The following is a 22116-nucleotide window of genomic DNA, read 5'->3' as shown; positions in this document are numbered from 1 at the left end:
TGCGTTTAAGTCGACGACCTACGCGCGCACGCCTCCCCGGGCCCCTTCGGCCGTGGTGGTTTTGGTCGTGCGTTTGGTGGTCGTGAACATGGCGGCGACTTATGCGGGAGAGTCTTGCCCCCGTCAATGGCTTTTCGGCCCGGTCGATGCCGCGGGCGGCGTGCCGCTATTCGGCACCCGCTATTTCGCACCCGCTATTTCGCCTTGGCTCCCGGCGGCTCCAGGGTGACCTCCTTGAGATCGTCGCCGCTGACGACGACGATCGAGAAGTTCAGCCGGCCGCGTTCGCGGACCAGCCCGCCGCTGATCGCCTTGCCCGCAGCGGCGCGCTCGGCGACGCGCACGGCATCGGAGAGGCGGTGCCTGATCGCACCTAGCGCTGCGAGGTTGCTGCGGTCCTCGCGGTCGAGCTCGGTAAGGGGGAGGGCGGCTTCCCCGCCGACGAATTCGCCCGTCGCGGCATTGATGGTGTGGCGCCAGATCCGGTCGTTGTGCAGGGTCTTTACCCGGTAGACCGGCACGCCCGAGCCGCCGTCGAAGCTCACATCGGCGGTGGTGGCGCCGGCATGGCGGGCTTCGGCAATCGCCATGGCCTGGCTGATCGTGATCGACGAGCCGCGGAATCGCTCTATTTCGCGGCTGACTGCCTGGCGGTCCGCTTCGGCATCACCATCTGTGTCGCTGTGAAGCGCGGTCGGCGTGCTCGCGGTCACGACGGCCTGTACCGGCGCGGCGAAGAGCAGCGCGGGCATTGCGACCGCAAGCAGGTACGAGGTCCATCGTTTGGCAGTGGTCATGCTCGAAACCCTCGGCCAGCGAGTGTGCCGGATGATCGTAAAGAATTCGCGGCCGGCCTTGGGCATCGGCCGGCCGCCGAGCGCCGCGGCAGGCTGTACTGTACCCGCAATGGCGATCGAAGCGGTCCGGACCTCTTTGGGGCTGGTGAAAAAGCGGCCCGTACCGACTTATAATTAAACCATACCGTATCGTTTTGTTTCGGTCAATGACGCCACGCCATCCGCCTCGGGGAAAGTCCGCAAGCTCACGGAATTGTCAGCGGGCGGAGCGGCGCCGCGGCGTGAGTTTCGGGCCGCCCTGGACGCGGTCGGCAGGTCCCAGCGCGCCCGCCAGGAACAGCTTGATCGCCGCGCGCATGCGCTTCTCGGCGGACTTCATCTCGAGCGCCGTTCCGAACGTCGCCATGCGGTGGGTGTGGCCGACGACGACGTCGAGGAACACCTCGGCTGCGATGGTGGTGTCCTCGACATCGAGCGCGCCTTGCGCCACCAGATGGTCGAAGAAGCGCGCCGTGGTGGCGACGGCCTTGAGCCAGCCTTCCTCCTTGCCGAGCTTGGCGACGTCGGGAAAGTTGATGGCCTGCGCCGTCATCATGCGGCTGAAGGCGACGGCATCGGGGCCGCAGGTGAAGGTCAGCATCTCGCGCCCGATCTCGACCAGCCGCTGCTCGACCGGAATGTTCGAGGCGCTGGAGAGCTGCGTCTCCGCCGCCGCCGACAGCGGCGCAAGCCAGCGCTCGATCTCGCGCCTCAGCACGGCGGCGAACAGGCCGCGCTTGTCGCCATAGCGGGAATAGACGGTGGGCTTGCTGACCCGCGCCGCTTCCGCGACCGCATCGAGCGAGGTCGCATCGAAGCCGCGGTCCAGGAACAGGCGGGTGGCGACCTCGATCAGCCGCTGATCGCGCTCGATCGCGGCGGTCTTGGTCGGCCGGCCGCCGCGCGATTTCGGCACCTCGCGCCGTGGCGCTGCCGGTCTTGCCTTGGTCGCAGTCAATCCCATGCCCAATGATTCCTGCGCGTTTCTGACGGTCGTCTTTGCTCTATAACGCGCAGCAACCGGGGCGTCATCGCGAATCTGGCCGAAATGGCCGTATCGTCAACGGTCTCGATAGGGCCTCGTTCCCTCGTGCCGGCCTACGGCAGCGTCGAGGTCCAGGCCTGGCCGGTTGCAGCCTTCTCGTATCCGTACTGATACAGCGCCCGCATATAGGCGGTATCGAACCCTTCCGACGGCGGGGCGGGATAGTCGCGCGCGATATAGGAGAGATGGAAGCCGAGGCGGTTGCGCTTGGCGAAATCGTAGGTCGAGAAGATGATCGAGCGGGTCTGCGATTGGGTGATCGCCGACAGGCTGCGTGAGGCGACGTCGATGGTGCCGTTGGACACCAGCTCGAAATTGCGTTCGATCTTCTTGTTGACGAGGATGTAGATGTCCATCTTCGCATTGCCCGGCAAACGGCCGCTCTGGAACAGCAGAGCTTCCGGCAGGGTCAGCACCGGCGCCGTCACGCCGCCGTCGACATGCATCTCCTGAAACTTGCGGCCCTGGCCTTCGGCATCGATCATGATGGGCGGAAACACCAGGGGAATGCTGGCGGAGGCCGCCATCACGTCGCGAAACAGCTTGAGCGCCTCGGGCGTTCCGACCGCGGCGATCTTGCCCATGTCCCAGATCGCGGTGCGCTGCGTGTCGAGGTCGGTTGTCACCACGAGCAGCTTGCGGCCCTTGGCGTGCTCGCGCGCGACCTGCGCCATGATCTCGGGCCCCACGTAGCGCGCGACGAGCTCGCGCAGCCGGGTGTTGCCGAACAGGCCGGATCCGAACAGCACGCGCATGATGCTGGGGTCGTTCAGGAGGCTCTCCGCGATGCCGCTGGTGTAGACCTCCTTCAGCGTGTCGTCATATTGCGGTCCGAGAAACGCAAACGGCGCGATCAGGCCGCCGGTGCTGACGCCCGAGACGACCGAGAAGGTGGGGCGGGTTCTCGCTGCGGTCCAACCGTTGAGCACGCCGACGCCATAGGCGCCGTCAGCGCCGCCGCCAGAGAGGGCGAGATAGGTTCTCGTCGCGGTGCTGTAGTCCTTCTCGAAGCTGAACCTGGTAACCGGCTCGTCGGCGTAGCGCCTGAGCCCGTCGATATTCAGCACGCGCGAGACGCTGGCCTCAGTGGCCGTGTAGGGCGTGCGGGGCAGGGAGGTGCAGGCGCCGAGTGACAGGCTGCAGATCAGGACCACCAATCCGATCAGGCCGAGGCCAATCTGCCTGATCCGGTCACGCGAGGAGGCGGATGCGTCGGTCGAACACGAAGGGTACGGCATTGTCGGTGGCTGGCGATCACGCATCTACCGCCGCCGGCAAGTTACGCCGCGGCATCTCGTCCAGCCCCCAAGGATAAAACTACACTGTATCGTTTTGTTTGACAAGTATGCGGAACACATTCCGTGCGTTGGACGGTGTCCCAGTCTGAAGCACCAACCGGGCTTTAGCGCCGCTTGGCGGGTTGATCGGCTTCCTCCGACACGCAATAAGCACCGCCATGAATCCCGACAATGACCTTCCCAATCACTTTGAGTTGCTCGCCACCGACGGGGCCGCACGCACCGGGCGGCTGACCACTCCGCATGGCGTGGTGCGCACCCCGGCCTTCATGCCGGTCGGCACCGCCGGTGCCATGAAGGGCATGCACTGGCGCGAGGTGCGCGATGCCGGCGCCGACATCGTGCTCGGCAACACCTATCATCTGATGCTGCGTCCGAGCGCCGAGCGGATCGCGGCGCTCGGGGGCCTGCAGAAGTTCACCGGGTGGAACGGACCAATGCTGACCGATTCCGGCGGCTTCCAGGTGATGTCGCTGGCGGATTTGCGCAAGGTCAGCGAGCACGCCGTCACCTTCCGCTCGCATATCGATGGCGCCAAGGTCGAACTGTCGCCGGAGCGCTCGATCGAGGTGCAGCGTTTGCTCGGCTCCGACATCGCCATGCAGATGGATGAATGCGTGCGGCTGCCCGCCGAGCGCGCCGATATCGAGCGCGCGATGCAATTGTCGCTGCGCTGGGCCGAGAGAAGCGAGCGCGCCTTCGAGACCGCCCCGGACGGCTACATGCTGTTCGGCATCGTGCAGGGCGGCGACGTGCCCGAGCTTCGTCATGCGAGCGCGAGAGGCCTGGTCGGGATTGGCTTCCATGGCTATGCGATCGGCGGGCTTGCCGTCGGCGAGCCGCAGGCGGTGATGCTGGCGATGATCGACGAGACCGCGCCGCTGCTGCCGAAGGAGCGGCCGCGCTATCTGATGGGCGTCGGCACGCCCGACGACATCCTCGAAGCGGTGAAGCGCGGCATCGACATGTTCGATTGCGTGATGCCGACGCGCAATGGCCGGCACGGCGTCGCGTTCACGCGCTACGGCCAGGTGAATTTGCGCAATGCGCGCCATGCCGACGATCCGCGCCCGCTCGATGAAGAGAGCTCATGGCCGTCGACGCGCAACTGCGCGCGCGCCTATCTCCATCATCTCGTCAAGGCGGGCGAGACGCTGGGGGCGATGCTGCTGTCCGAGATCAATGTCGCATACTACCAGTTCCTGATGCAGGGCATCAGGGACGCGATCGCACACGGAAATTTCGAGGAGTTCTATCAGCGCACGCGCACGGACTGGGCGAGGGGCGATATCGCCCCGCGCTAGATCAACGGTCCAAACTCAGTTGCACACGATCCGCCGCTTCACGGCATGCTTGGTCACGAAGCCGTAGCCGCAATTGTCGCAAGTCCAGAGATAGCTGATCATGTGGTCCGAGACGTAGGCAGATGCTTCAGCGGCGACCATGGAGTCGGCGCAGACGGGACAGGTCGGCAACTCACTGCAACGCGGATCACGCCTTAGCGTTACGGTCGACATCACTTCAGCAACTGCTGACATCGTGCTGACCTCCCTGTTTTAAGACCTAAGTCTAACATAAGCAGAATCAGTTGACGAGGTCGCAACACAAATGCGTTGGTTTTCTGCTAATTAGAGCTCACGTGATTTTGCGATGCAGCGTATTTAACATGTGCTGCATTGCCGCTTGCGTGTCGCCGCAAGCTGTCCGTAACTGCGCAAGGCCGCGACGTGCAGATCGTCGCCTCAGGGAGTTCATCATGGACGCATCGTCCAACACGGGTGCAGCGCACCAACCCGGCCGTGGCCGGATCTACGACTCGATCGTCGATGCCTTCGGCAACACGCCGATCGTGCGCTTGCGCCGGCTGCCCGGCATGCACGGCGTGAACGCGACCATTTTGGCAAAACTTGAATATTTCAATCCTGCCGCGAGCGTGAAGGACCGCATCGGTGCGGCCATGATCATCGCGATGGAGAAGGCGGGCATCGTCAAGCCCGACACCGTGCTGATCGAGCCGACCTCCGGCAATACCGGCATTGCGCTCGCCTTCGTGGCGGCCTCGCGCGGCTACCGGCTCAAGCTGGTGATGCCGGAATCGATGTCGATCGAGCGACGCAAGATGCTGGCCTTTCTCGGCGCCGAGCTGGTGCTGACGCCGGCGGCGCAAGGCATGAAGGGCGCGATCGCGGCGGCCGAGGAGCTCTTGAGGACGACGCCGAACTCGGTGATGCCGCAGCAGTTCAAGAACCTCGCCAATCCCGAGGTGCACCGCCGTACCACCGCGGAGGAGATCTGGAACGACACCGGCGGCAGCATCGACTTCTTCGTGGCCGGCGTCGGCACCGGCGGCACGATCACCGGCGTCGGCCAGGTGCTCAAGCCGCGCAAGCCCGGCTTGCGTGTTGTCGCGGTCGAGCCGGAGGAGAGCCCGATTCTGTCGGGAGGACAGCATACCCCGCACAAGATCCAGGGCATCGGCGCCGGCTTCGTCCCCGACATCCTCGACCGCGCCGTGATCGACGAGATCGTGAAGATCAACTCGACCACGGCCATCGAGACCTCGCGCGCGCTGGCGCGGCATGAGGGCATTCCGGGCGGTATCTCCTCGGGCGCCGCGATCGCCGCCGCGCTCGAGATCGGCAAGCGGCCGGAAGCTGCAGGAAAAACCATCCTCGCCATCGTGCCGTCCTTCTCCGAGCGGTATCTTTCAACGGCTCTGTTTGAGGGGATCTGAGACATGGCAGATCAACCGAGGCGGCCGCGCACGCTTGGCGATGCCAGAACGGAAGCCGAGGCGGCGTTCAAGAAAGTGACGGCGAAGGTCGCCGCGCCGCCGCCCAAGCAAAACGCCGTTCCCGGCATCAAGGAGCAGGTCACGCTGCGGATCGACCAGGACGTGCTGGAGTTCTTCCAGGAGGGCGGTCCCGGCTGGCAGGACCGCATCAACGAGGCGCTGCGCAAGGCGGCGGGGAAATAGGCTCCGACCCGGCATGTCGGACCAGCGGCGTCTCTCCGCGGACTGTGACATCCGCTTGGCGCGCATCCCTATCCTCGTCATTGCGAGGAGCTCTTGCGACGAAGCAATCCAGACTTGTTCCGCGGAAAGATTCTGGATTGCTTCGCTGCGCTCGCAATGACGGAATATGCTGCAACACCGTCCATACCAACGAAAAAGCCCGGCGCGAGCCGGGCTTTTGTCTTCTGAGATCGGCGTCCGTCTCAGCGGCGGAACATGCCGCCCATCATGCCGCCGACGACGCCGCCGACGAAGGCCGCGCCGGCCGCATCGCCGGGATTGCTGCGTGGCTGGGGAGCCGGTGCGGGCGCGCTGCTCTGAGCCGGGGCGGTAGCAGCGCGGCGGGCGGCCTTCTGGCTGGTGTCGCTCGCCGTCGCCGGGGCAGCCACGACTTCCGAGAGCAGAGCTTTATGCTGAAGCTTGTTGAGGTAACCCGATGAGGGATAGCCGCGCGCCGTCTGCCAACGCTTGAGCACCGACCGGGTCTCGTCGTTGAATGTGCCGGTCTGGTTGATGTCGAAGCCGAGCGCCGTGAGCCGACGCTGCACGTCGCGGCGCTTGTTCTTGTCGAGGCCGATCTGGTCCTCGGTGACTTGGGTGGCCTCGTCGGTGAAGGTCGCAGGATCGACGCCGGCGTTGAGCGTGCGGGTCGCGGTCGAGGGGCCGCTCTTGATCGCCGCAAGCCGTGCCAGCGCCAGCGCCTTGAACTGGCCGTTCGGGTAGGCGGTGAGGTAGGCGTTGAGCTCCTCGGGCTTGTTGGACTCCTTGACCGAGCGCCAATATTCCAGCTCGACGCCGTCCGAGCCTCCGGTCGCCGCCGGCATGATGCCGGTCGCGGTCGGGGCCGCGGCGGCAACCTGGGTGGTCGGGGCCTGATTGAGGTAGACGGAGCCGGTCAGGTTGGTGTGGCCCCAGGGCAGCTGGCCCTTGCGCGTCTCCTCATTGACCTGAGCGCGCACCGACGTCATCGCCTGCTGGATCTCGACGCCGGGCTTGGTGATGTTGTCGATCAGCGCACGCGTGAACGGGCTGTTATTGCCCTCCTGGCCGTCGAGCGCGGTCTGGCCCGGGCCGGTGGCGAACGCGATCAGCGTGCCTTCGCCGGACTTCATCTCGGCAAGGCCGCTCTGGACGTTGACGCTGCGGGTCGCCGAATTCGACTTGATCTTGGCGGCGAACGGATTGTCGCGGCAGGCATCGAGGAAGACGAGCTTGACCTTGGCATCGCCCATGGTCTGCTCGAGCGTCAGGTCGATGTTGATGGCGGCGCCCAGCTTGACGTCCATCTCCGACTTGATGTCGGCGTCGACGGGCAGCAGGTAGTTGGTGCCGCTGACGGCGATGCCGTGACCGGCATAGTAGAACAGCGCGATGTCGGAGCCCTGCGCCTTGCGGCCGAAATCGAGCAGCTTCTCCGTCATCTGGTCGCGGCTGAGATTGGAGCCTTCGATCACCTCGAAGCCGACATTGCGCAGCGTCGAAGCCATCGCCTTGGCGTCGATCGGCGGGTTCGGCAATTGCGCGACGTTCTTGTAGGAGCCGTTGCCGACCACGAAGGCGACGCGGCGGTCGGCCTTGGCGGCACTGACCGACAGTGCCACGCACATCAGCGAAGCGAGGAGGGTGAGATAGCGCATTCTGAAATCCCCAGAATCGAATTGCAGGCAGCAACAAATTGGCAACGAACCTACACGAAGTGCCCGACTTCGCGCCACCAAAACGGCAGTCCGTTGCGGCAACCCGCTGCTGTGTGGCCGAATGTGCACGATGGAGTGTCGCTCCAGCGTGATCCAAATCACATGGCCACTTGGTTTTGTCGCGCGGGGCGGCGCCAGGTTCACCGTGCGCGGGCGGGAACCGGCGAAGCCGGCTTCAAGTTAAGGAGATTGCCGAACAGGATCAGCGCGGCGCCGAACACGGTCCAGGCATCGAGCCGTTCGGAATACAGCAGCCAACCAGCGGTTGCGGTCAGTGGAACCCGCAGGAAGTCCATGGGAACCACGATCGTCGCGTCGGCGTAGCGCATCGCGCTTGCGAGGCAATAATGTGAGAACGTGCCGCAGACGGCGATCACGCCGACCCAGGCCCAGACATAGAGCGATGGCCAGGTCCAGACGAAAAGCGTCGGAACGAAGCCTGCGACCGACTGCACCACCAGCATCCAGAACAGGATCGAGAGCGCGCTCTCGGTGCGGGTCAGCGATTTGACCTGCGCCATCGAGACGCCGAATCCCATGGCCGCGCCAAGCGCGATGAGCTGGCCCGGATTGATCTCCCCGGCCGCCGGTCGGACAATGACGATGACGCCGACGAGGCCGAGCACGATGGCGGCGATCTTCCACGGTGTCATCCGCTCGGACAGGAAGCTTGCCGCGAGGAGGGCCGTCCAGATCGGCATGGTGAACTCGATGGCCACCACTTGGCCGATCGGGATCAGCGTCAGTGCGAAGAACCAGCCGAGCTGCGCAACATAGTGCACCAGATTGCGGGCGACATGCTGCGGCAGGCGCGACGTCTTGAGCACCTTCAAGCCGCCGGCGCGGTAGATGATCGGTGACAGCAACACGAAGCCGGCCAGCGACCTCACTTCCATGATCTGAAAAACATTCAGCTCGCGCGTGGTCTCGCGCCCGGCCACCGCCATGACCAGCATCAGTGACAGCCAACCGGCCATCCACAGTGCAGCCATCATTTTCGACGGTGTGGTGCTCATTTGCGGCGGGTGGAATACGAAGGGGCGGCCGGTATCGGCGACATTGCCGCCGTTTGCAACGGCCAAATCTGCGGATGCAGCGATGCAGGGCGGCGTGTTAAGGCATCAACGAACAACAACGAGAACATCGGGAGAGATTGCCCATGCGCATCCTGCAGCCGGCCGAGTGGAAAAAACCGCGCGGCTTTTCCCATGGCGTCGTGGTGGAAGGGCCGGGCCGGTGGGTGGTTCTGGCCGGCCAAACCGGCGGCGACGAGGCGGGCAATTACGCGCCCGACATGGCGGCCCAGGTCGCGACTGCACTGAAGCGGCTCGTCAAGCTGCTGGGCGAGGCCGGCGCCGGCCCCGAGCACATCGTCCGCCTGACCTGGTACCTGACCAGCCGCGCCGAGTACGAAGCGGCAGGTGCCGGCATCGGCGCGGCTTGGAAGGAAACGCTCGGGCGCAATTTTCCGCCCTCGACGCTGCTCTATATCGGAGGCCTCGTGGACGAGCGTGCCAAGGTCGAGATCGAGGTCACGGCGTTCGTGCCCGGCACATAAATTTCGACCCGGCGGGGTCGCCGGATCGATCGTCGCATCACCCGGCGTCTTACTTAGACATCGAGATGCTGGCCCCGCGGAACTGGCTGTCCGCGCGCATCGTGACGTTCTGCTTGTTGCCGGACGTCTTCAGAGAGATGTTGGCGTTGAAGCCGGCGGTGGAGGCCACCAGCTCGTAATTTCCGCCGGCGCCGCGGCCCTGAAGCGAACCGGAGATATTGCGGCTGGTCTCGGACCAGCTCCCTGCAATGGCGCCGCCTTCGGCCTTCACGTTGGCGCCGAGATTGAACTTGTAGGCATCGCTGGCGCAGGTCAGCGACATCTCCATGGTCGGTCCGATCGGGGCGTATTTGGCCCGGCAGCGGATCCGCTCGGTGGAGCCGTCATCCAGCGTGACCGTACCAGCGCCGCTCCAGCTGCCCGCCAGCGGGGCGAACGGGCCGGACTGGGCCTTGCTTTGGGTATTGGCGATCCCTGCCGCAAACAAAACGGCGGCCGCGATCAGCAGCCGCCGGTTCCGGGCGCGAGCCTCAATTGACTTATTGGCGCGATGCTTCCCACCGCCCGCTGCACGGTATGCCTGCAGATGCTCCATTCCACTTCCCCGATCCGGCGTTGCCGCTGAGTTGACCGTTGGCATATGCACCATTGATCGAAACTTTCACAAGTCCCCCACTGCCGATGGTGCCGGAAACGTTAGCGCCGGGCGCGGTGATCTTGCCGTCGGCAACCGTCAGCATGGAGCTTGCGGTCGGCTCGCACGAACCGCTCTTGGTCACGATGGTGACCTGCCAATTGCCGTCATAGGGATTCTGGGCGAAGGCGGGGGCGGCGAGGGTGCCGGCGAAAACTGAGGCGGCACAGAACACCGCAATGCGACCAAAACGCATGAATTCGTCCTTGAACGTGTCTGAGATCCTGACGCTTATTCGGACGAAATGTGACGGAAATTTGTTGCGATGCCAAAACGAAAATTGTTCCTGTGGGAACAATGGTTTATTTGCCCTTTTGGCTTCGATTTCCGAAGTGGAATCAAAGGCCCCTCACGTTAAGGGTAAACGTCAGGACGACTCGGGAAAACCTGACTCAGGGAGCTTGGCCTAGGAGAGGCTCGGCGCGGAGGTCGCGAACTGCTCGTCCTGGGCCTTGGCGGGCAGCGCTTTGTGGACCTTGGCGTAGTCGATCACGTCGGCCAGCAGCTTGAGCCCGAGCGGCGCCAGCGCGCGCTCCCAAAGCTCCCGTGCGGTCTCGCCCTTCTTGACGAAGCACCAGTCCTGGGCGGCGATCGCACCGGCGTCCATGCGGTCGGCGAGATGGTAGATCGTGCCGCCGGCGATCGGGTCGCCTTCCTTGATGGTCCATTCCACCGCGGCCTTGCCGCGGTGGCGCGGCAGCAGCGAGGGATGATAGCCGATCCCGCCGAACCTGGCGGCGGCGAGCGCATCCTTGCCGATCCTGGCATGGCTGTGTGCGGTGATGATCAGATCGGTGTCCGGCGCGATCTCGGAGGCGACCACCAGCTTGGGATTGGCTTGCACCTCCACCTCGATGCCCGCGGCCTTGGCCGCCGCGGCGAGGCGGTCGTCGGCATCGGCCACCACGACCCGGACGACCGAGACGCTGTGCTCCCGGAGCATGTTCAGGGTGGTCACGCCGAAATGGCGGGAGCCGACGAGGGTAATGCGCATGGGTGTCCGATCCGTCTCGCAACTGCGTACATCCCCCGATAACACGTCCGCACGCCCTGTCACCACCCGCGCAACGTTTGCGAGGGTTATCAACAATGCGCCAGGCGCCGGTTGCGTGAACTCTGGGATTGCGCGGTCGAGCTGTCCGGTGCTTCCATCCGGGCATGACACCGGCTCGGGAGCGAGCGCATGCGCAGCATCGGTTTTTTCGTCGTCGCGACACTGATGGCGGCCACTTCGGCCCAAGCTGGCGGGCCTTACCCGGCGGTCCCGCCCGAGACCGGGGTCGCGCCATCAATAGGGCCGGCTTGGGACGCCTACCGTTGCGCGCAGGGTCCAGTGATCAATTTCTATCATGGCGCCTATTACGGCGAGGAGCCGCCTGCGCTCTATCGCGGCTACGCCTACCGGCCGTACTATCGTTACCGGGCCTATCGAAAATTGCCCCGCACCTATTTCTGCGTCATCGACGAGAGCACGTGACGGGTTCCTGTGTTTCGTTCTTAACAGAGATATCTCGGATTGGCTGATAAAGTGCGCCAACCGGGGCTGGCGACATTTCAACCCGCATCCGTTTTCGAACCCGGCTTTGGCCGCTGGCGTCACCGCCGGCGGCCTTTTCATGCCACGCATCACGAAATCATCGAACGGTAACACGATCTCAACCAGCTTGGCGTATCGACGAATCCGTCGCGGATTTGTATTGCGTACCGCGACACTGAAATCGTCCGCCGGCGTGGGCGCGCCGCCGGGCCGTTTCGCCGGGACAGATTTCATGCCGAACGCGATCGAGCAGATCGTCGACGCCTATGTGCGTCTGAAGAACCGTCGTGGACTCGACGAGCTGATGATGCACAGGCAGCGGCTCGCAGTCGATCTGAAGAGCCGGTCCGGCTATGATTTCAGCCTGCCGATCGGCCAGATCAACGAGGAGATCGCGATCATCGAGGCGGGGCTCAGCCGGCTCAAGGCGGAGAATTCCACGAGCTAGAAAGTCTGCATCGTGCACTGGATTCGGCGCTGACGCATTGTCGCAGCCCGAGCCCGGTTCATGCAGGGTTCAGGCCGGCCAAGTCTCAATGGCCAAGTCGTTTCGTGGGACGTGAACCTGAGAGCCTTGTCCCAGTGATTTGGAGGAATCGTCATGATCGAGCTTGCGCTGGCCGGCCTGCTTGCATTCGCAACCGTGCCTGCGGCATCGACGGTGCCCACGGTGGAGCAAGTTCAATTCAGAGGCGGTCCCGGCGGACAATGTCCGCGCGGCTATGATTTCAACCACTCGAACGGCCGCTGCTATCCCAACGAGCATCACGCGCCGGGTGTCTATACCCGCGATCCCGGGCCCCGTTACGGCGGCGAGCTCTGTCCGCGCGGCTACGATTACAATTACACGAACGGCCATTGCTATCCAAACGGGGCGCATGCGCCCGGTGCTTATGGCGCTCCCGAACACTACGGACGACGCGGCGAACTTTGCCCGCCCGGCTTCGATTACAACTATTCGCGCGGACAATGCTTCCCGAACAACGCCCACGCGCCTGGCTTGTACGGCCGGTAATCCATCGCCCTGGTAAGGGGGGCGAGCTTAGTCGCGCCGGCCACCATCGATGACCGTGAACAGCGGCCGCGCCGGCGTCGGCTCGACCAACAGCTCCTCCACCAGTGCGGTCGCCGCATCGACATATTTGCGCGTGGGCTTGTCGAGAGGGCGCTTGGCCTCGTCGTCGAGCGCGACTTTTGCGGCCTCGACCAGCTTGCGCATGCGTGCCGCATGGTCGTCGCCCGCGGTCAAGGTCGCGCGCGCCAGCGAGCGCAGCACGAACAGCTCGCCCTCGAGGCGGAGCAGACGGTCGTTGAGCCTGATCAGGACGGCGTTGAGGTCGGCCATGGTGTCCGAAGCGGAGGGGTCCGTCCTGATCTAGCCGCGATCGGTGAACGGAGTCCAAACGGCGCCGGTGCAATTCGGCCGATCCAGCTCACCGCGGGCGGCTTACCACTCGATGCCGGCCCAGCGCCTTCCGAACACGGGCGGCTTCGTCTTCACGGCCTGCCAGCCGAAGAAATGATGCTTGCCGGACCAGGCGTGCACGACGCCGTTGCAGATGCCGCATTTGAAGCTGCCGCTGTGGGCCTCACTATGCTCCTCTTTGGTCGCGGTGTAGTTCATGCCGCAACTCGCACAGGTGAATTCTTCGGTCGTCCAGATGCTGTTGGCCATGGTCCGGAATGCGTTTCGGTGACTGCGAATGGAAGGTAGTCACCAGCGTTTGCAGCGGCGTAAACCGGCGCCGGGAAATCCGGTTAATGGACGTTAGCCAAGGCCGGTTGGAGTGCGGCCGATGCGGTATCCGGCAGCCAGTCGTCTTGACGCCAGATGCGTTGCTGGCAATAACGGCTGAGCCCGCAACCGCGGAAGTTGCGTTCATGCCGCAAGGAAAGCTGTGCCCGTGAAAAGCCTCCGTCAGCTGCTGACGGGAGAGGACGTCATCCAGCTCGTGATCCGGCTCGGCCTGCTGGCCCTGCTGATCATCTGGACCTTCCTGATCATCCGCCCGTTCGTGCCGATCCTGGCCTGGAGCGGCGTGCTGGCGGTCGCGTTCTATCCGGCGTTCAGCTGGGTTGCCAAGATCCTGGGCGGCCGGCCCAAGACCGCAGCCGCGATCCTGACCCTGATCACGCTGGGCATCGTCATCGGTCCGGCGACCTGGCTCGGCATCAGCGCGGTGGACGGCGTGCGTGAGCTGGCGCACCAGCTCGGCACCGGCGACCTCGTGCTCCAATCGGCCCCGGAGCAGCTCAAGTCCTGGCCGCTGGTCGGCCCCTGGCTCTACGAGCTCTGGGACCAGGCCTACAACAACGTTCGGGCGGTGGTGCGCGAGGTGGCGCCGTATCTCCAGCCGCTGGCCGGCCCGCTGCTCTCGCTCGCGGGCGATGCCGGCGTCGGCACGCTCCAGTTTCTCGTCTCGGTGTTCGTGGCGGGCTTCCTGTTTCCGCATGGGCCGCGCCTGGTCGCCGCCGGCCGCGGCTTCCTGTTTCGGATCGTGCCGGAGCAGAGCGAGCATTTCCTCTCGCTGGCCGGTGCGACCATCCGCGCCGTGGCGCAGGGCGTGATCGGCGTCGCGATCGTGCAGGCGCTGCTCGCCGGCATCGGCTTCAAGCTCGCCTCGGTGCCGAGCGCAGGCCTTCTTGCCTTCATCGTGCTGCTGCTCTCGATCGTGCAGATCGGTGCTTTCCTGGTGCTGCTGCCTGTCATCATCTGGATCTGGACCGCCAAGGACGTCACCACGGCGCTGCTGCTCACCGTGTTCTTCGTGCTGGTCGGCTTCATCGACACCATGCTGAAGCCGCTCGTCATGGGCCGTGGCCTGACCACCCCGACCATCGTGATCTTCGTCGGCGTCATCGGCGGCACGCTGGCCCACGGCATCGTCGGACTGTTCATCGGACCGATCATCCTGTCGGTGGCATGGGAAATGATGATGGCCTGGATCAGGACCGAGGACCGGGCGGAGCCGGGGAAGGGTTGATCTCGCCCCGCCAGATAGCTCGCGGCCTGTGATCAAGGCGCGCCGCTAACTTGTCTGTTCGACTAGACAAGTTACCATTGGGTCGATTCTGTTTTCGACAACGGCAGCAATGGCGAAGTCTTCCAAGCTGGTCGCCGCCAGGCGCGGCAAGGTATTGTTGGTCAGACGCCGGTCGGACGGCCTGTGGATGTTTCCGGGCGGCCGCAAGCGTGCGCGCGAGTCGGAGAAGGACTGCCTGCGGCGGGAGATCAAGGAGGAACTGCCCAAGCTGAAGCTCGGCAGGATCAGCCTCTGGAAGGAAGTGAAGACGAGGAACAAGCGCTCCGGCCGCAAGATGAGCGACGCGATCTTCATCGCCAAGTCCGCCAAGGGCAGGCTGGCGATCGGCGACAAGAAGGAGATCGACCGCGCCGCCTGGCAGAAGCCCCGCGGCATCCGCCTGACGGCGACCTCGCGCTACATCCGCGACCGCCTGTTTCCCCGCAAGCGGCGGCGAAGCTGAGCTGCTAGTCCTCGCGCGTCGCCGATCGCGTCCGCCCGGCGAATCTCCGCGACTGCGCCACCTGCGGCTCGGGGGCCGTCAGCTTCGCGGCCTGGAGCTCACGCATCTCCTTGCGGACCTGGCGCGCACTGCGCATCGCCCGCTTGATGAAGGGATGTTGAGAATCCTCGGCGAAGAACAGCACGACTTCGCAGCTCGGACATTGCCTGGAATAGCCGTCCTGCAACCGCCCGGCGCGATCGCGAAACACGTTCTTGCACCGCGTGCACTGAATCTGGACTGAACTCATGCGCGGATGACAATCACTTTGAAGATGGATCGTCAGCTGACCCGAAATGTCTGAAGAAAGCTTGAATGCCGTTGTGGCCGGCAGCCATTTGCCTGTCGCGGACGACGCCGGTTGGAACAGTTGGCCAGCCGTTATTGCTTGGCCGCCATCGTCTCCAGGCAATGGTTGAGAAAGGCGGTGCGATCTCTCGGCAGCACCTTCTCGAGATCGGCCTTCAACGCGCATTCGCGCTGACGCAGCTGCTCGGCCCGGCGCTTCTCGGCTGCCTCGCGGTATTCGGGAGCGACCTTGTTCGGATCGACCAGCGGCTGTGCGTGGGCGGGGAACGTCGCGAGCAGCGCGACGGCGCTGATGAAAATCAATGGTTTCAAATGAGCCTCCGTCAAAGCGGACATCCTAGCGCGCGGCGGGCGCGCGCTCAAACCGGGCGACGCGGTAGCCCGTTCCGGAAGGTCGGAGTGGTCTGATCGGCCGGTCTTGGAACTCTCATGGGCGTGTGAACCAGTTCACAAGCGCGCGGCGAAACCGCTGCTATGAAGACGTCATTGCTTAACCGATTCATTTTGAACGAACGCCCCAGCGTGGCTCCAAGCGCTGGGGCTTTTTCGTGCCTCCATTCTCGCGACCAGGGCCAGATCGTCGGGATCGGGCCGCCGCCTCGAACGTTGCCGGGGAGGGGTGCGCTCGCAGGGCAAATCCCATATGCATGGCGGCGAGCTGCCGATTCGAGGATCAAGGCGGCTCGCGTTCAGTTTGCGGCGATTCAAGAGCAGAAGCGGGATCAAGTGAGGCTTTCCAAGAAGGCAGGCGTGACCAAGAAGCCGCCGAAGAGGAGCAAAGGATCGCAGCGCGCCACGATCTCGTCTTCGTCGCCTCTCGGCATGATGGCCCTTCATCTGCTTGCGCAATGGAAGCAGTCCGGACGCAGCGGCATCGTCTTTCTCGCCGAGAGCGAGAACAGGGCGGAGCGGCTCGGCAGCGTCATTCACGCACTCGAGCCCTCCTGCGAGGTGCTGGTGTTTCCGCGCCTGAACACGTTGCCGTTCGATCAGCTGGAGCCGTCGCATGAGCTTGCGGGGCGCAGAGCCTCCGTGCTCAGGCGCCTCGCGAAATCCAAGAAGCCGGTGTTTCTCGTATCGACGGCGGAAGCGGTGATGGAGCGCATGCCGCCGCCGGCCAGCCTGTCGCGCCTGAGCCTGAGCTTGAAGGTGGGCGGCACCTTCTCCGAGCACGACCTCGAGTCCCGCCTCGAATCCCTCGGTTACGATCTCGACGATGAGCCGGACTATCCGGGCGGGGCGCTATTCCACGGCCAGACCTTCGAGATATTTCCGGCGGGCGCGCTGGGGCCGTTCCGGATCGAGCATTCCCAGCACACGATCAAACGGATCGTGGCGTTCGACCCGCATGAGCACAGGATCATCTTCGAGACCAGGGAGCTGCTGGTCGATCCCATGTCGGAGCGGCTCGGCCTTGCCGGCAAAGGCGGCAAGCGCGCGAGCCTGTTCGACTATTGCGCGGGCGCCAAATGGATCGCCGATGCAAGCGTCCCCTCGCACGCCGACGGATGGCTCGATACGATCGAGGAGGCCGCGCCCCGCAGCGAGCGGCAGCGCGAATATCTCGGGCGGAGCGATTGGAAACGGCTCTCCAAGGGGATGAAGGTGCTGCCGCGGACGGCGCCGTTCCAGGGCGTCCCGGAGTTTTCGAAGCTGACATCCTCCCGGAAGGCGTTGCGCGGCTTCGTCGAGGAGACGCGCCGGGCCGGGTCGCGGCTGATCCTGATCGCTGCGCACGAGGACGATCTGCGCGTGATGGAGCGGATGAGCGGCGTCAAGGCGGAGCGCTGCGAAGACTGGGAGGAGGCCGCGCGCGGGCGGGGCGGCGAGGCGGCGCTGCTCGCCGATCTCGATGCCGGCTTCGTCGTGCCGGGGAAGAAGCCTCTGGTCGTGGTGACGGCGTCCGACGTGCTCGGCAGCCGCGCGCATCATCCGCAGCCGATGGCGCGCGCCTGGAGCGCGGCCTTCGACCATGCCGATGCGCCGGAGCAGGGCACGGTGGTCGTTCATCTCCAGCGCGGCCTTGCCGTGCTCGACGGCCTGCAGACGGTCAACACCGGCGGCGGCGCCATGCGCGAGATGATCCGCCTGAAGTTCGCCGGCGACAATGCGGTGCTGGTGCCGCCGCCCGATCTTGCCTTGATGTGGCCCTACGCGGCCGAGCTCGGCAGGCTTTCGCTCGACAAGGCGGACGGCAGCACATGGTGGGCGCGCCGCAGCGAGGCCGAGCGCGAGATCCAGATCGCGGGCAAGGCGCTCGCCAAGCACATCAGCCAGCGTCGGCGGAGGCGCGGCGAAAAGCTGGTGCCGCCGGGATCGGCCTACGAGAAGTTCGTCGCGCGTTTCCCTTACTTCACGACCATCGACCAGGCCCAGGCGATCCGGGACGTGCTGGACGATCTCGCGTCCGGCCATCCGATGGACCGGGTGATCTGCGGCGACGTCGGCTTCGGCAAGACCGAGGTCGCGCTGCGCGCCGCGGCCGCCGTGGTGCTGTCGGGCAAGCAGGTGGCGGTCGCGGTGCCGACGACGGTGCTGGCCCGCCAGCACGTCGCAACGTTCCAGAAGCGCTTTGCGCCTTTCGGCATCGAGGTCGGCAACCTGTCGCGCGCGACCTCGGGCGCGGCGCTGCGGGAGACCAAGGAGGGCCTGCGCAGCGGCCGGATCAAGGTCGTGATCGGTACGCAGGCGCTCACCGGCAAGGACGTCAGGTTCGACGATCTCGGCCTCGTCATCGTCGACGAGGAGCAGCATTTTGGCGCAGCTGAGAAGGCCAAGCTCGCAGGGCTCGCCAAGAACGTCCACGTGCTGATGATGAGCGCGACGCCGATCCCGCGCACGCTGGCCGCCGGTCTTGCCGGCTTCCGCGATCTCAGCGTGATCGCCTCGCCTCCGGTGCACCGGCTTCCGGTGGCGACCCGGATCGCGCCGCTGTCGGATGCGGCCATCGCCTCGGCGCTGCTGCGCGAGCAACGCCGCCACGGCCAAAGCTTCCTGATCTGCCCGCGCATCCAGGATCTCGATCCCATGCTGGCGCGGGTGCGGGCCGTCGCACCGGACCTTCGCATCGTCTGCCTGCATGGCAGGCTGGCGGCCGACGAGATCGACGACCGCATGATGAGCTTCGTCGAAGGCCATGCCGACGTCCTGCTCGCGACCAACATCGTCGAGAGCGGCCTCGACATTCCCCGCGCCAACACCATCGTGGTGTGCTGGCCGGAAAAGTTCGGCCTTGCCCAGCTGCACCAGCTGCGCGGACGCGTCGGCCGCGGCGGCATCCGCGCCTTCGCGCATCTGTTGACCGAGACGGAGTCCGGACAATCCGAGAAGCGCCTCGCCGTGCTCGAGGAGTTCAGCCGGCCGGGCGCGGGCTTTGCCATCAGCGAGCGCGACCTCGATCTGCGAGGCGCGGGCGACTTGTTCTCTGAACAGCAATCCGGCCACGTCCAGGTATTCGGGCCGGTGCTCTACAGCCACCTCCTGAAAATGGCTTCGGAGAAGACCGACGAGCAGCAGGCTGCACTGTGGGTGCCCGACCTCAACCTGCCGGTCGGGGACATGCTGCCCGAGAGCTATGTGCAGTCCGAGCCGGTGCGGCTCGAGCTCTATGCCCGCGCCGCACGATGCAACGACGAGGACGATCTCGACGACCTCGAGGAGGAGACCTCCCGCCGCTTCGGACCTTTGCCGAAAGTGGCTCGCGACTTCTTCGCCGCGGCCAAGCTCAGGATCGAATGCAAACGACGCGGCATCATCCGCCTCGACGTCGGCCCAGAAGCTGCGGCCGCGACGTTCCTGCCAGGACGCTTGCGGAAGTCGCGGGGCAAGTCGCTGCAGCGGGATGGCGACCGCGTCGTTTATCACGCCAAAACGCAGGAGGCGCCGTTCGAGCGGGTGGAGGAGCTGTTCGAGCTGCTGGACGAGGGGTGAGGGGCTCGCGCGTTCGTCAGCGCGGACAGCTGCGAATTCGTAGCGGAAGCCCTGTTCCACCATTATAGTTGATTTGGGCGTGGCGAAGGAGATTGTCCGATGTCACATGCCATTCCTCCGGTCATTGTCGCGATTGTCGCAAGCTCATGTCTGTTGGCTCTGGCGCAAGCGGGCGGCGCAAATGCCGGGCCCGCAGGAGCGGGCATGGGAACGGGACCAGGTAGCACTGGCGGCTCGGCACCTTCTGGAATGGGGACGAGTGCGGGCAATGCCGGTCCCTCAGCGCCTCCAGGGATGGGGACGAAGGACACCGCGCCCGGAGATCTGGGCACCAACAGCGAGCCGACCAATCCGAACGTTCAGCCGGCAACGCCCGCGAAGTCGCGGGCGGCAGCTCAGGCCGCGAGAAATGCCGGGGCTGGTCACGCTCAAAATGGCCTGCCGATCGGCGCGATCGGGAGCGGCACGAGCAATGAGGATCAAAAGGCCACTGGTTCGGCGTTGTCCCAAAACAGATTCCGGCCGGCAACACAGGCTCAAGGAAGCGCCAATGCAGTTGGTCTGTCAGGGCGAGGCTCGAGCCTTTCGGACCAGGTCAATCGGCCGCGAGCCGCACGGGCTGGAGACAAGGTGCTGGATGCCAAGGCCCGGGTCGAGCGACGAACGACCGTGTCGCCCAAACGCGTTACGAGCCCGACAGGGCCGGGTTTGTAATCTGCGAGCGAAGGGCGAACAGACAGGCTCGGCGCATCGCGCCCGACCACAGCGCGGTGCGCGAAGCGCCGTTGGGCGGATGGAGGAGCTGTTCGGAGGGCTGGACGAGGCGGAGAGCGCCTCAAAATGCGAAAACAACCCCATGCACAGTAGCTAAGTGCTTCTACCATAAGGCTCGGCTCTGCATCGGCGGAACGCGACCAGTGGGGCGGCTCTACGTCACGCCGCGTGTCTCGACGACGTGCCTCCGTTTGACCCGTCGGGCAAAACAGTGGTAGTACGCCAACTTCGGAAAATCCGTTGTGCGGTCTGGCCGCCGCGTTGCTCCTGCTCGATTGGCGATGGGCGGTGGTCGTACGGGCACCGTGCACAGATCCGTAATCGGCCGGGGCGCCGGGCCGTCTCCGGCCGGGCCGCTAACGTGGAATTAATCCGAAAAGCTCACAATTTTAGACAGTTGTGTCGATGGGTGCTGCGTAAGGGAGGCGTCGCGAGGACGTTCCGGCGACGGCTTCCTGTCGCTCGCTCATTGAGGTCAAGAACGTGACCACGTCCTTCGAAACGCCAAGCTTCGCCGAAGAGCTCGACGCCGTCGCCCTTGCAGCCGCAGCAGGCGCGCATGAACAAGCAGGCCCGGAAGCGCCAACGCCGCCGATCAGGCCCCGCCGCCAAACGGTCCTGCCGCTCGCGGTATGTGCCCTGGCCATCAACGGCGCAGCGGCGATCTATACGTCGCCCTCCGGCCTGCCGTCACTGAATGTTGCCAGCCTCGCTGAACTGCTGCCGCGGCAGGAGGCGCCGGCGCCGAAGCCGGATCCGGTCGTTGCCGTCTTGCGAGAGATCCAGTCGGCGCAGCAGCAGCACACGGCTTCGCTGCAGGAGAACAACCAGGCCCTGCAGCAGAATGCGGCCTTGTTGCAGCAGGATTCACTGGTGCTGTTGTCGCTGCGGCAGAGCATCACGGACGAGCGGGTCGACGTGAAGAAGATCTCGTCGCAGCTGTCGACGCTGATCGCCAAGGTCGACTCCCTGCAGAATGTGATGATGTCGGACGTCACGTCGTCCATTCGACGAGCGAATGCGCGCTACGGACTCTCCGCCGCGATGCGCAAACGGATGGTGCGGGAGCCGAAGCCTCTGGGGCCGGTGTCGATCGGAGGGGCGCCGTTGAGCGTGCCGGCTGCGGTGGCGGCTCCGGAGAGCTGAGGACTGGTCGCGCTAGGCGGCTTGCTCCTCGAACGAGGTGTAGACCAGGCCTGTGGGATCGACGACCTGAACGTCCCAGCACCCGTCCTCGACCAGTTCCCTGGCCTTCTTGAGCGCGGCGGCAAGTGACGACCGCTTGAGACTGACGACGCCCGCCGTGTCGAAACCGTTGATTTCAAACATGCCGTTCCTCCGGTTTTGGGGAGCGTACACGTTTCCGGCGGGTTGTCAGCGGGTTTTGTGAGGCTCGTACTGGCAGGGCGCAGCTTCCCGCAGATGCGTTTTTCATAGGAACTAACCGGCCGCCGCGCGTCGCAAATGTGAAGGGACGGGGATCGGGCGATGATCTTCCTCGGCAGCTTCAATCCAACACGCGATTGCATCCTGCACCTTCTGCACCGCTTCGAATTTTCGGTGGCACCGTCGGACATGCAGCCGGAAGGTCGGGCACGGTCGCAACAATGCCGCCGCCGTCTTCCTCCGACAGCGGCTCGATGATGATCTTGTAGTGCGCACGCTCGCCCATCTGGTCTCAATCTCGCAGAAACGCCCAGCAGTCACGAGCGATGGGTTTCGCAAAGGGCTCAACCCATCCCACGTGCTGAGGCCGCGGTCATGACAGCCGCTTGCTCACCCTGGACGTTGCATCTAGCGATGACTGCAATTCTTCGGTAAATTTGGGTCGAACTTGGGAGCGATTATGGGGCGGCTACGTGATCGGGTTCGTTGGCCATGGGTCGTTGCCGGCGTC

At 64.9% G+C, this 22116-nt stretch carries 26 protein-coding genes; 11 read left to right on the top strand and 15 right to left on the bottom strand.

Annotated elements, in window-relative coordinates; all coding sequences use genetic code 11:
- Window positions 1–194: 194 nt before the first annotated feature.
- From N2602_RS20500 to N2602_RS20490, 3 genes are all read right to left on the bottom strand, one after another.
- On the bottom strand, window positions 195–797 hold the full coding sequence (locus N2602_RS20500) for a PepSY domain-containing protein (RefSeq protein WP_172783824.1): 603 nt from the start codon (window positions 795–797) through the stop codon (window positions 195–197).
- 256 nt (window positions 798–1053) lie between these two features.
- Window positions 1054–1800, bottom strand: a complete 747-nt coding sequence (locus N2602_RS20495) for a TetR/AcrR family transcriptional regulator (protein ID WP_172783717.1) — start codon at window positions 1798–1800, stop codon at window positions 1054–1056.
- 134 nt (window positions 1801–1934) lie between these two features.
- The gene (locus N2602_RS20490) at window positions 1935–3143 is read right to left on the bottom strand and encodes a patatin-like phospholipase family protein (RefSeq protein WP_260379238.1); all 1209 of its coding nucleotides are present in this window, start codon (window positions 3141–3143) and stop codon (window positions 1935–1937) included.
- Between the two features lie 194 nt (window positions 3144–3337).
- Here N2602_RS20490 and tgt point away from each other — a divergent pair, with 194 nt between their 5' ends.
- Entirely contained in the window at window positions 3338–4483 is a 1146-nt protein-coding gene (tgt, locus tag N2602_RS20485) for a tRNA guanosine(34) transglycosylase Tgt (protein ID WP_260379237.1), read from the top strand.
- Between the two features lie 15 nt (window positions 4484–4498).
- Here the strand turns inward: tgt and N2602_RS20480 are convergent, their stop codons facing one another.
- Window positions 4499–4717: a hypothetical protein gene (locus N2602_RS20480; protein WP_172783720.1), complete on the bottom strand. Its 219-nt coding sequence runs from the start codon at window positions 4715–4717 to the stop codon at window positions 4499–4501.
- A 218-nt stretch (window positions 4718–4935) separates the two neighbouring features.
- Between N2602_RS20480 and cysK the strand changes: the two genes are divergently transcribed.
- Together cysK and N2602_RS20470 are read left to right on the top strand one after the other, a co-directional pair.
- Entirely contained in the window at window positions 4936–5913 is a 978-nt protein-coding gene (gene cysK, locus N2602_RS20475) for a cysteine synthase A (RefSeq protein ID WP_172783721.1), read from the top strand.
- A gap of 3 nt (window positions 5914–5916) precedes the next feature.
- On the top strand, window positions 5917–6156 hold the full coding sequence (locus tag N2602_RS20470) for a BrnA antitoxin family protein (protein WP_172783722.1): 240 nt from the start codon (window positions 5917–5919) through the stop codon (window positions 6154–6156).
- Window positions 6157–6398: 242 nt separating this feature from the next.
- Here the strand turns inward: N2602_RS20470 and N2602_RS20465 are convergent, their stop codons facing one another.
- Entirely contained in the window at window positions 6399–7832 is a 1434-nt protein-coding gene (locus tag N2602_RS20465) for a caspase family protein (RefSeq protein WP_172783723.1), read from the bottom strand.
- A 200-nt stretch (window positions 7833–8032) separates the two neighbouring features.
- Window positions 8033–8908 carry a DMT family transporter gene (locus N2602_RS20460; RefSeq protein ID WP_172783825.1) on the bottom strand — a complete coding sequence of 292 codons (876 nt, stop codon included), beginning with the start codon at window positions 8906–8908 and terminating at the stop codon, window positions 8033–8035.
- A gap of 143 nt (window positions 8909–9051) precedes the next feature.
- On the opposite strand from N2602_RS20460, the gene N2602_RS20455 reads away from it, so the two are divergent.
- Complete coding sequence (locus N2602_RS20455) at window positions 9052–9450, top strand: RidA family protein (RefSeq protein ID WP_172783724.1); 399 nt, start codon at window positions 9052–9054, stop codon at window positions 9448–9450.
- Between the two features lie 49 nt (window positions 9451–9499).
- Here the strand turns inward: N2602_RS20455 and N2602_RS20450 are convergent, their stop codons facing one another.
- The 3 genes from N2602_RS20450 to N2602_RS20440 form a co-directional block, all read right to left on the bottom strand.
- Window positions 9500–10045, bottom strand: coding sequence for a hypothetical protein (locus N2602_RS20450; protein WP_172783725.1), 546 nt, complete (start codon window positions 10043–10045; stop codon window positions 9500–9502).
- Window positions 9990–10340 carry a hypothetical protein gene (locus tag N2602_RS20445; RefSeq protein ID WP_172783726.1) on the bottom strand — a complete coding sequence of 117 codons (351 nt, stop codon included), beginning with the start codon at window positions 10338–10340 and terminating at the stop codon, window positions 9990–9992. The genes N2602_RS20450 and N2602_RS20445 overlap by 56 nt, the downstream gene beginning before the upstream one ends.
- 210 nt (window positions 10341–10550) lie before the next feature.
- A complete protein-coding gene (locus tag N2602_RS20440) occupies window positions 10551–11138 on the bottom strand; it encodes a formyltransferase family protein (RefSeq protein ID WP_172783727.1) in 588 nt (195 codons plus the stop codon).
- A gap of 189 nt (window positions 11139–11327) precedes the next feature.
- Here N2602_RS20440 and N2602_RS20435 point away from each other — a divergent pair, with 189 nt between their 5' ends.
- The 3 genes from N2602_RS20435 (at window position 11328) to N2602_RS20425 (ending at window position 12696) form a co-directional block, all read left to right on the top strand.
- The gene (locus N2602_RS20435) at window positions 11328–11621 is read left to right on the top strand and encodes a hypothetical protein (RefSeq protein WP_212257141.1); all 294 of its coding nucleotides are present in this window, start codon (window positions 11328–11330) and stop codon (window positions 11619–11621) included.
- A 292-nt stretch (window positions 11622–11913) separates the two neighbouring features.
- Window positions 11914–12129 (top strand): hypothetical protein, encoded by a 216-nt coding sequence (locus tag N2602_RS20430; RefSeq protein ID WP_172783826.1) that lies wholly within the window; start codon window positions 11914–11916, stop codon window positions 12127–12129.
- A gap of 153 nt (window positions 12130–12282) precedes the next feature.
- The gene (locus N2602_RS20425; protein ID WP_172783729.1) at window positions 12283–12696 is read left to right on the top strand and encodes a hypothetical protein; all 414 of its coding nucleotides are present in this window, start codon (window positions 12283–12285) and stop codon (window positions 12694–12696) included.
- Between the two features lie 27 nt (window positions 12697–12723).
- On the opposite strand, the gene N2602_RS20420 is transcribed toward N2602_RS20425, so the two are convergent.
- Together N2602_RS20420 and N2602_RS20415 are read right to left on the bottom strand one after the other, a co-directional pair.
- Complete coding sequence (locus N2602_RS20420; protein WP_260379235.1) at window positions 12724–13026, bottom strand: hypothetical protein; 303 nt, start codon at window positions 13024–13026, stop codon at window positions 12724–12726.
- 102 nt (window positions 13027–13128) lie between these two features.
- Window positions 13129–13356: a hypothetical protein gene (locus tag N2602_RS20415; RefSeq protein WP_260379234.1), complete on the bottom strand. Its 228-nt coding sequence runs from the start codon at window positions 13354–13356 to the stop codon at window positions 13129–13131.
- Window positions 13357–13585: 229 nt separating this feature from the next.
- On the opposite strand from N2602_RS20415, the gene N2602_RS20410 reads away from it, so the two are divergent.
- Together N2602_RS20410 and N2602_RS20405 are read left to right on the top strand one after the other, a co-directional pair.
- Window positions 13586–14665 (top strand): AI-2E family transporter, encoded by a 1080-nt coding sequence (locus N2602_RS20410; protein WP_373569495.1) that lies wholly within the window; start codon window positions 13586–13588, stop codon window positions 14663–14665.
- Between the two features lie 109 nt (window positions 14666–14774).
- Window positions 14775–15167, top strand: a complete 393-nt coding sequence (locus N2602_RS20405; RefSeq protein WP_172783732.1) for an NUDIX hydrolase — start codon at window positions 14775–14777, stop codon at window positions 15165–15167.
- 4 nt (window positions 15168–15171) lie between these two features.
- Here the strand turns inward: N2602_RS20405 and N2602_RS20400 are convergent, their stop codons facing one another.
- Entirely contained in the window at window positions 15172–15417 is a 246-nt protein-coding gene (locus N2602_RS20400; protein WP_306557883.1) for a hypothetical protein, read from the bottom strand.
- Between the two features lie 170 nt (window positions 15418–15587).
- Window positions 15588–15827, bottom strand: a complete 240-nt coding sequence (locus N2602_RS20395) for a hypothetical protein (protein WP_260379233.1) — start codon at window positions 15825–15827, stop codon at window positions 15588–15590.
- A gap of 510 nt (window positions 15828–16337) precedes the next feature.
- Here N2602_RS20395 and N2602_RS20390 point away from each other — a divergent pair.
- Window positions 16338–19445 carry a DEAD/DEAH box helicase gene (locus N2602_RS20390; RefSeq protein ID WP_260383690.1) on the top strand — a complete coding sequence of 1036 codons (3108 nt, stop codon included), beginning with the start codon at window positions 16338–16340 and terminating at the stop codon, window positions 19443–19445.
- A 1257-nt stretch (window positions 19446–20702) separates the two neighbouring features.
- Entirely contained in the window at window positions 20703–21365 is a 663-nt protein-coding gene (locus tag N2602_RS20385; RefSeq protein WP_260379232.1) for a hypothetical protein, read from the top strand.
- 12 nt (window positions 21366–21377) lie between these two features.
- On the opposite strand, the gene N2602_RS20380 is transcribed toward N2602_RS20385, so the two are convergent.
- Together N2602_RS20380 and N2602_RS20375 are read right to left on the bottom strand one after the other, a co-directional pair.
- Window positions 21378–21548: a hypothetical protein gene (locus N2602_RS20380; RefSeq protein ID WP_260379231.1), complete on the bottom strand. Its 171-nt coding sequence runs from the start codon at window positions 21546–21548 to the stop codon at window positions 21378–21380.
- Between the two features lie 178 nt (window positions 21549–21726).
- A complete protein-coding gene (locus tag N2602_RS20375) occupies window positions 21727–21891 on the bottom strand; it encodes a hypothetical protein (protein WP_311738387.1) in 165 nt (54 codons plus the stop codon).
- Window positions 21892–22116 lie beyond the last annotated feature (225 nt).

It is taken from the genome of Bradyrhizobium sp. NC92 (genome assembly GCF_025200865.1).
Lineage (GTDB): Bacteria > Pseudomonadota > Alphaproteobacteria > Rhizobiales > Xanthobacteraceae > Bradyrhizobium.
The sequence above is the reverse complement of the archived record's forward strand: the minus strand, read 5'-3'. Positions and strand labels throughout refer to the sequence as shown.

Bases quoted from the DNA above. Each gene is read 5' to 3' on its own strand.
- N2602_RS20500 (WP_172783824.1), bottom strand. From the start codon at position 797: ATGACCACTGCCAAACGATGGACCTCGTACCTGCTTGCGGTCGCAATG.
- N2602_RS20495 (WP_172783717.1), bottom strand. From the start codon at position 1,800: ATGGGATTGACTGCGACCAAGGCAAGACCGGCAGCGCCACGGCGCGAG.
- N2602_RS20490 (WP_260379238.1), bottom strand. From the start codon at position 3,143: ATGCGTGATCGCCAGCCACCGACAATGCCGTACCCTTCGTGTTCGACC.
- tgt (WP_260379237.1), top strand. From the start codon at position 3,338: ATGAATCCCGACAATGACCTTCCCAATCACTTTGAGTTGCTCGCCACC.
- N2602_RS20480 (WP_172783720.1), bottom strand. From the start codon at position 4,717: ATGTCAGCAGTTGCTGAAGTGATGTCGACCGTAACGCTAAGGCGTGAT.
- cysK (WP_172783721.1), top strand. From the start codon at position 4,936: ATGGACGCATCGTCCAACACGGGTGCAGCGCACCAACCCGGCCGTGGC.
- N2602_RS20470 (WP_172783722.1), top strand. From the start codon at position 5,917: ATGGCAGATCAACCGAGGCGGCCGCGCACGCTTGGCGATGCCAGAACG.
- N2602_RS20465 (WP_172783723.1), bottom strand. From the start codon at position 7,832: ATGCGCTATCTCACCCTCCTCGCTTCGCTGATGTGCGTGGCACTGTCG.
- N2602_RS20460 (WP_172783825.1), bottom strand. From the start codon at position 8,908: ATGAGCACCACACCGTCGAAAATGATGGCTGCACTGTGGATGGCCGGT.
- N2602_RS20455 (WP_172783724.1), top strand. From the start codon at position 9,052: ATGCGCATCCTGCAGCCGGCCGAGTGGAAAAAACCGCGCGGCTTTTCC.
- N2602_RS20450 (WP_172783725.1), bottom strand. From the start codon at position 10,045: ATGGAGCATCTGCAGGCATACCGTGCAGCGGGCGGTGGGAAGCATCGC.
- N2602_RS20445 (WP_172783726.1), bottom strand. From the start codon at position 10,340: ATGCGTTTTGGTCGCATTGCGGTGTTCTGTGCCGCCTCAGTTTTCGCC.
- N2602_RS20440 (WP_172783727.1), bottom strand. From the start codon at position 11,138: ATGCGCATTACCCTCGTCGGCTCCCGCCATTTCGGCGTGACCACCCTG.
- N2602_RS20435 (WP_212257141.1), top strand. From the start codon at position 11,328: ATGCGCAGCATCGGTTTTTTCGTCGTCGCGACACTGATGGCGGCCACT.
- N2602_RS20430 (WP_172783826.1), top strand. From the start codon at position 11,914: ATGCCGAACGCGATCGAGCAGATCGTCGACGCCTATGTGCGTCTGAAG.
- N2602_RS20425 (WP_172783729.1), top strand. From the start codon at position 12,283: ATGATCGAGCTTGCGCTGGCCGGCCTGCTTGCATTCGCAACCGTGCCT.
- N2602_RS20420 (WP_260379235.1), bottom strand. From the start codon at position 13,026: ATGGCCGACCTCAACGCCGTCCTGATCAGGCTCAACGACCGTCTGCTC.
- N2602_RS20415 (WP_260379234.1), bottom strand. From the start codon at position 13,356: ATGGCCAACAGCATCTGGACGACCGAAGAATTCACCTGTGCGAGTTGC.
- N2602_RS20405 (WP_172783732.1), top strand. From the start codon at position 14,775: ATGGCGAAGTCTTCCAAGCTGGTCGCCGCCAGGCGCGGCAAGGTATTG.
- N2602_RS20390 (WP_260383690.1), top strand. From the start codon at position 16,338: ATGATGGCCCTTCATCTGCTTGCGCAATGGAAGCAGTCCGGACGCAGC.
- N2602_RS20380 (WP_260379231.1), bottom strand. From the start codon at position 21,548: ATGTTTGAAATCAACGGTTTCGACACGGCGGGCGTCGTCAGTCTCAAG.
- N2602_RS20375 (WP_311738387.1), bottom strand. From the start codon at position 21,891: ATGGGCGAGCGTGCGCACTACAAGATCATCATCGAGCCGCTGTCGGAG.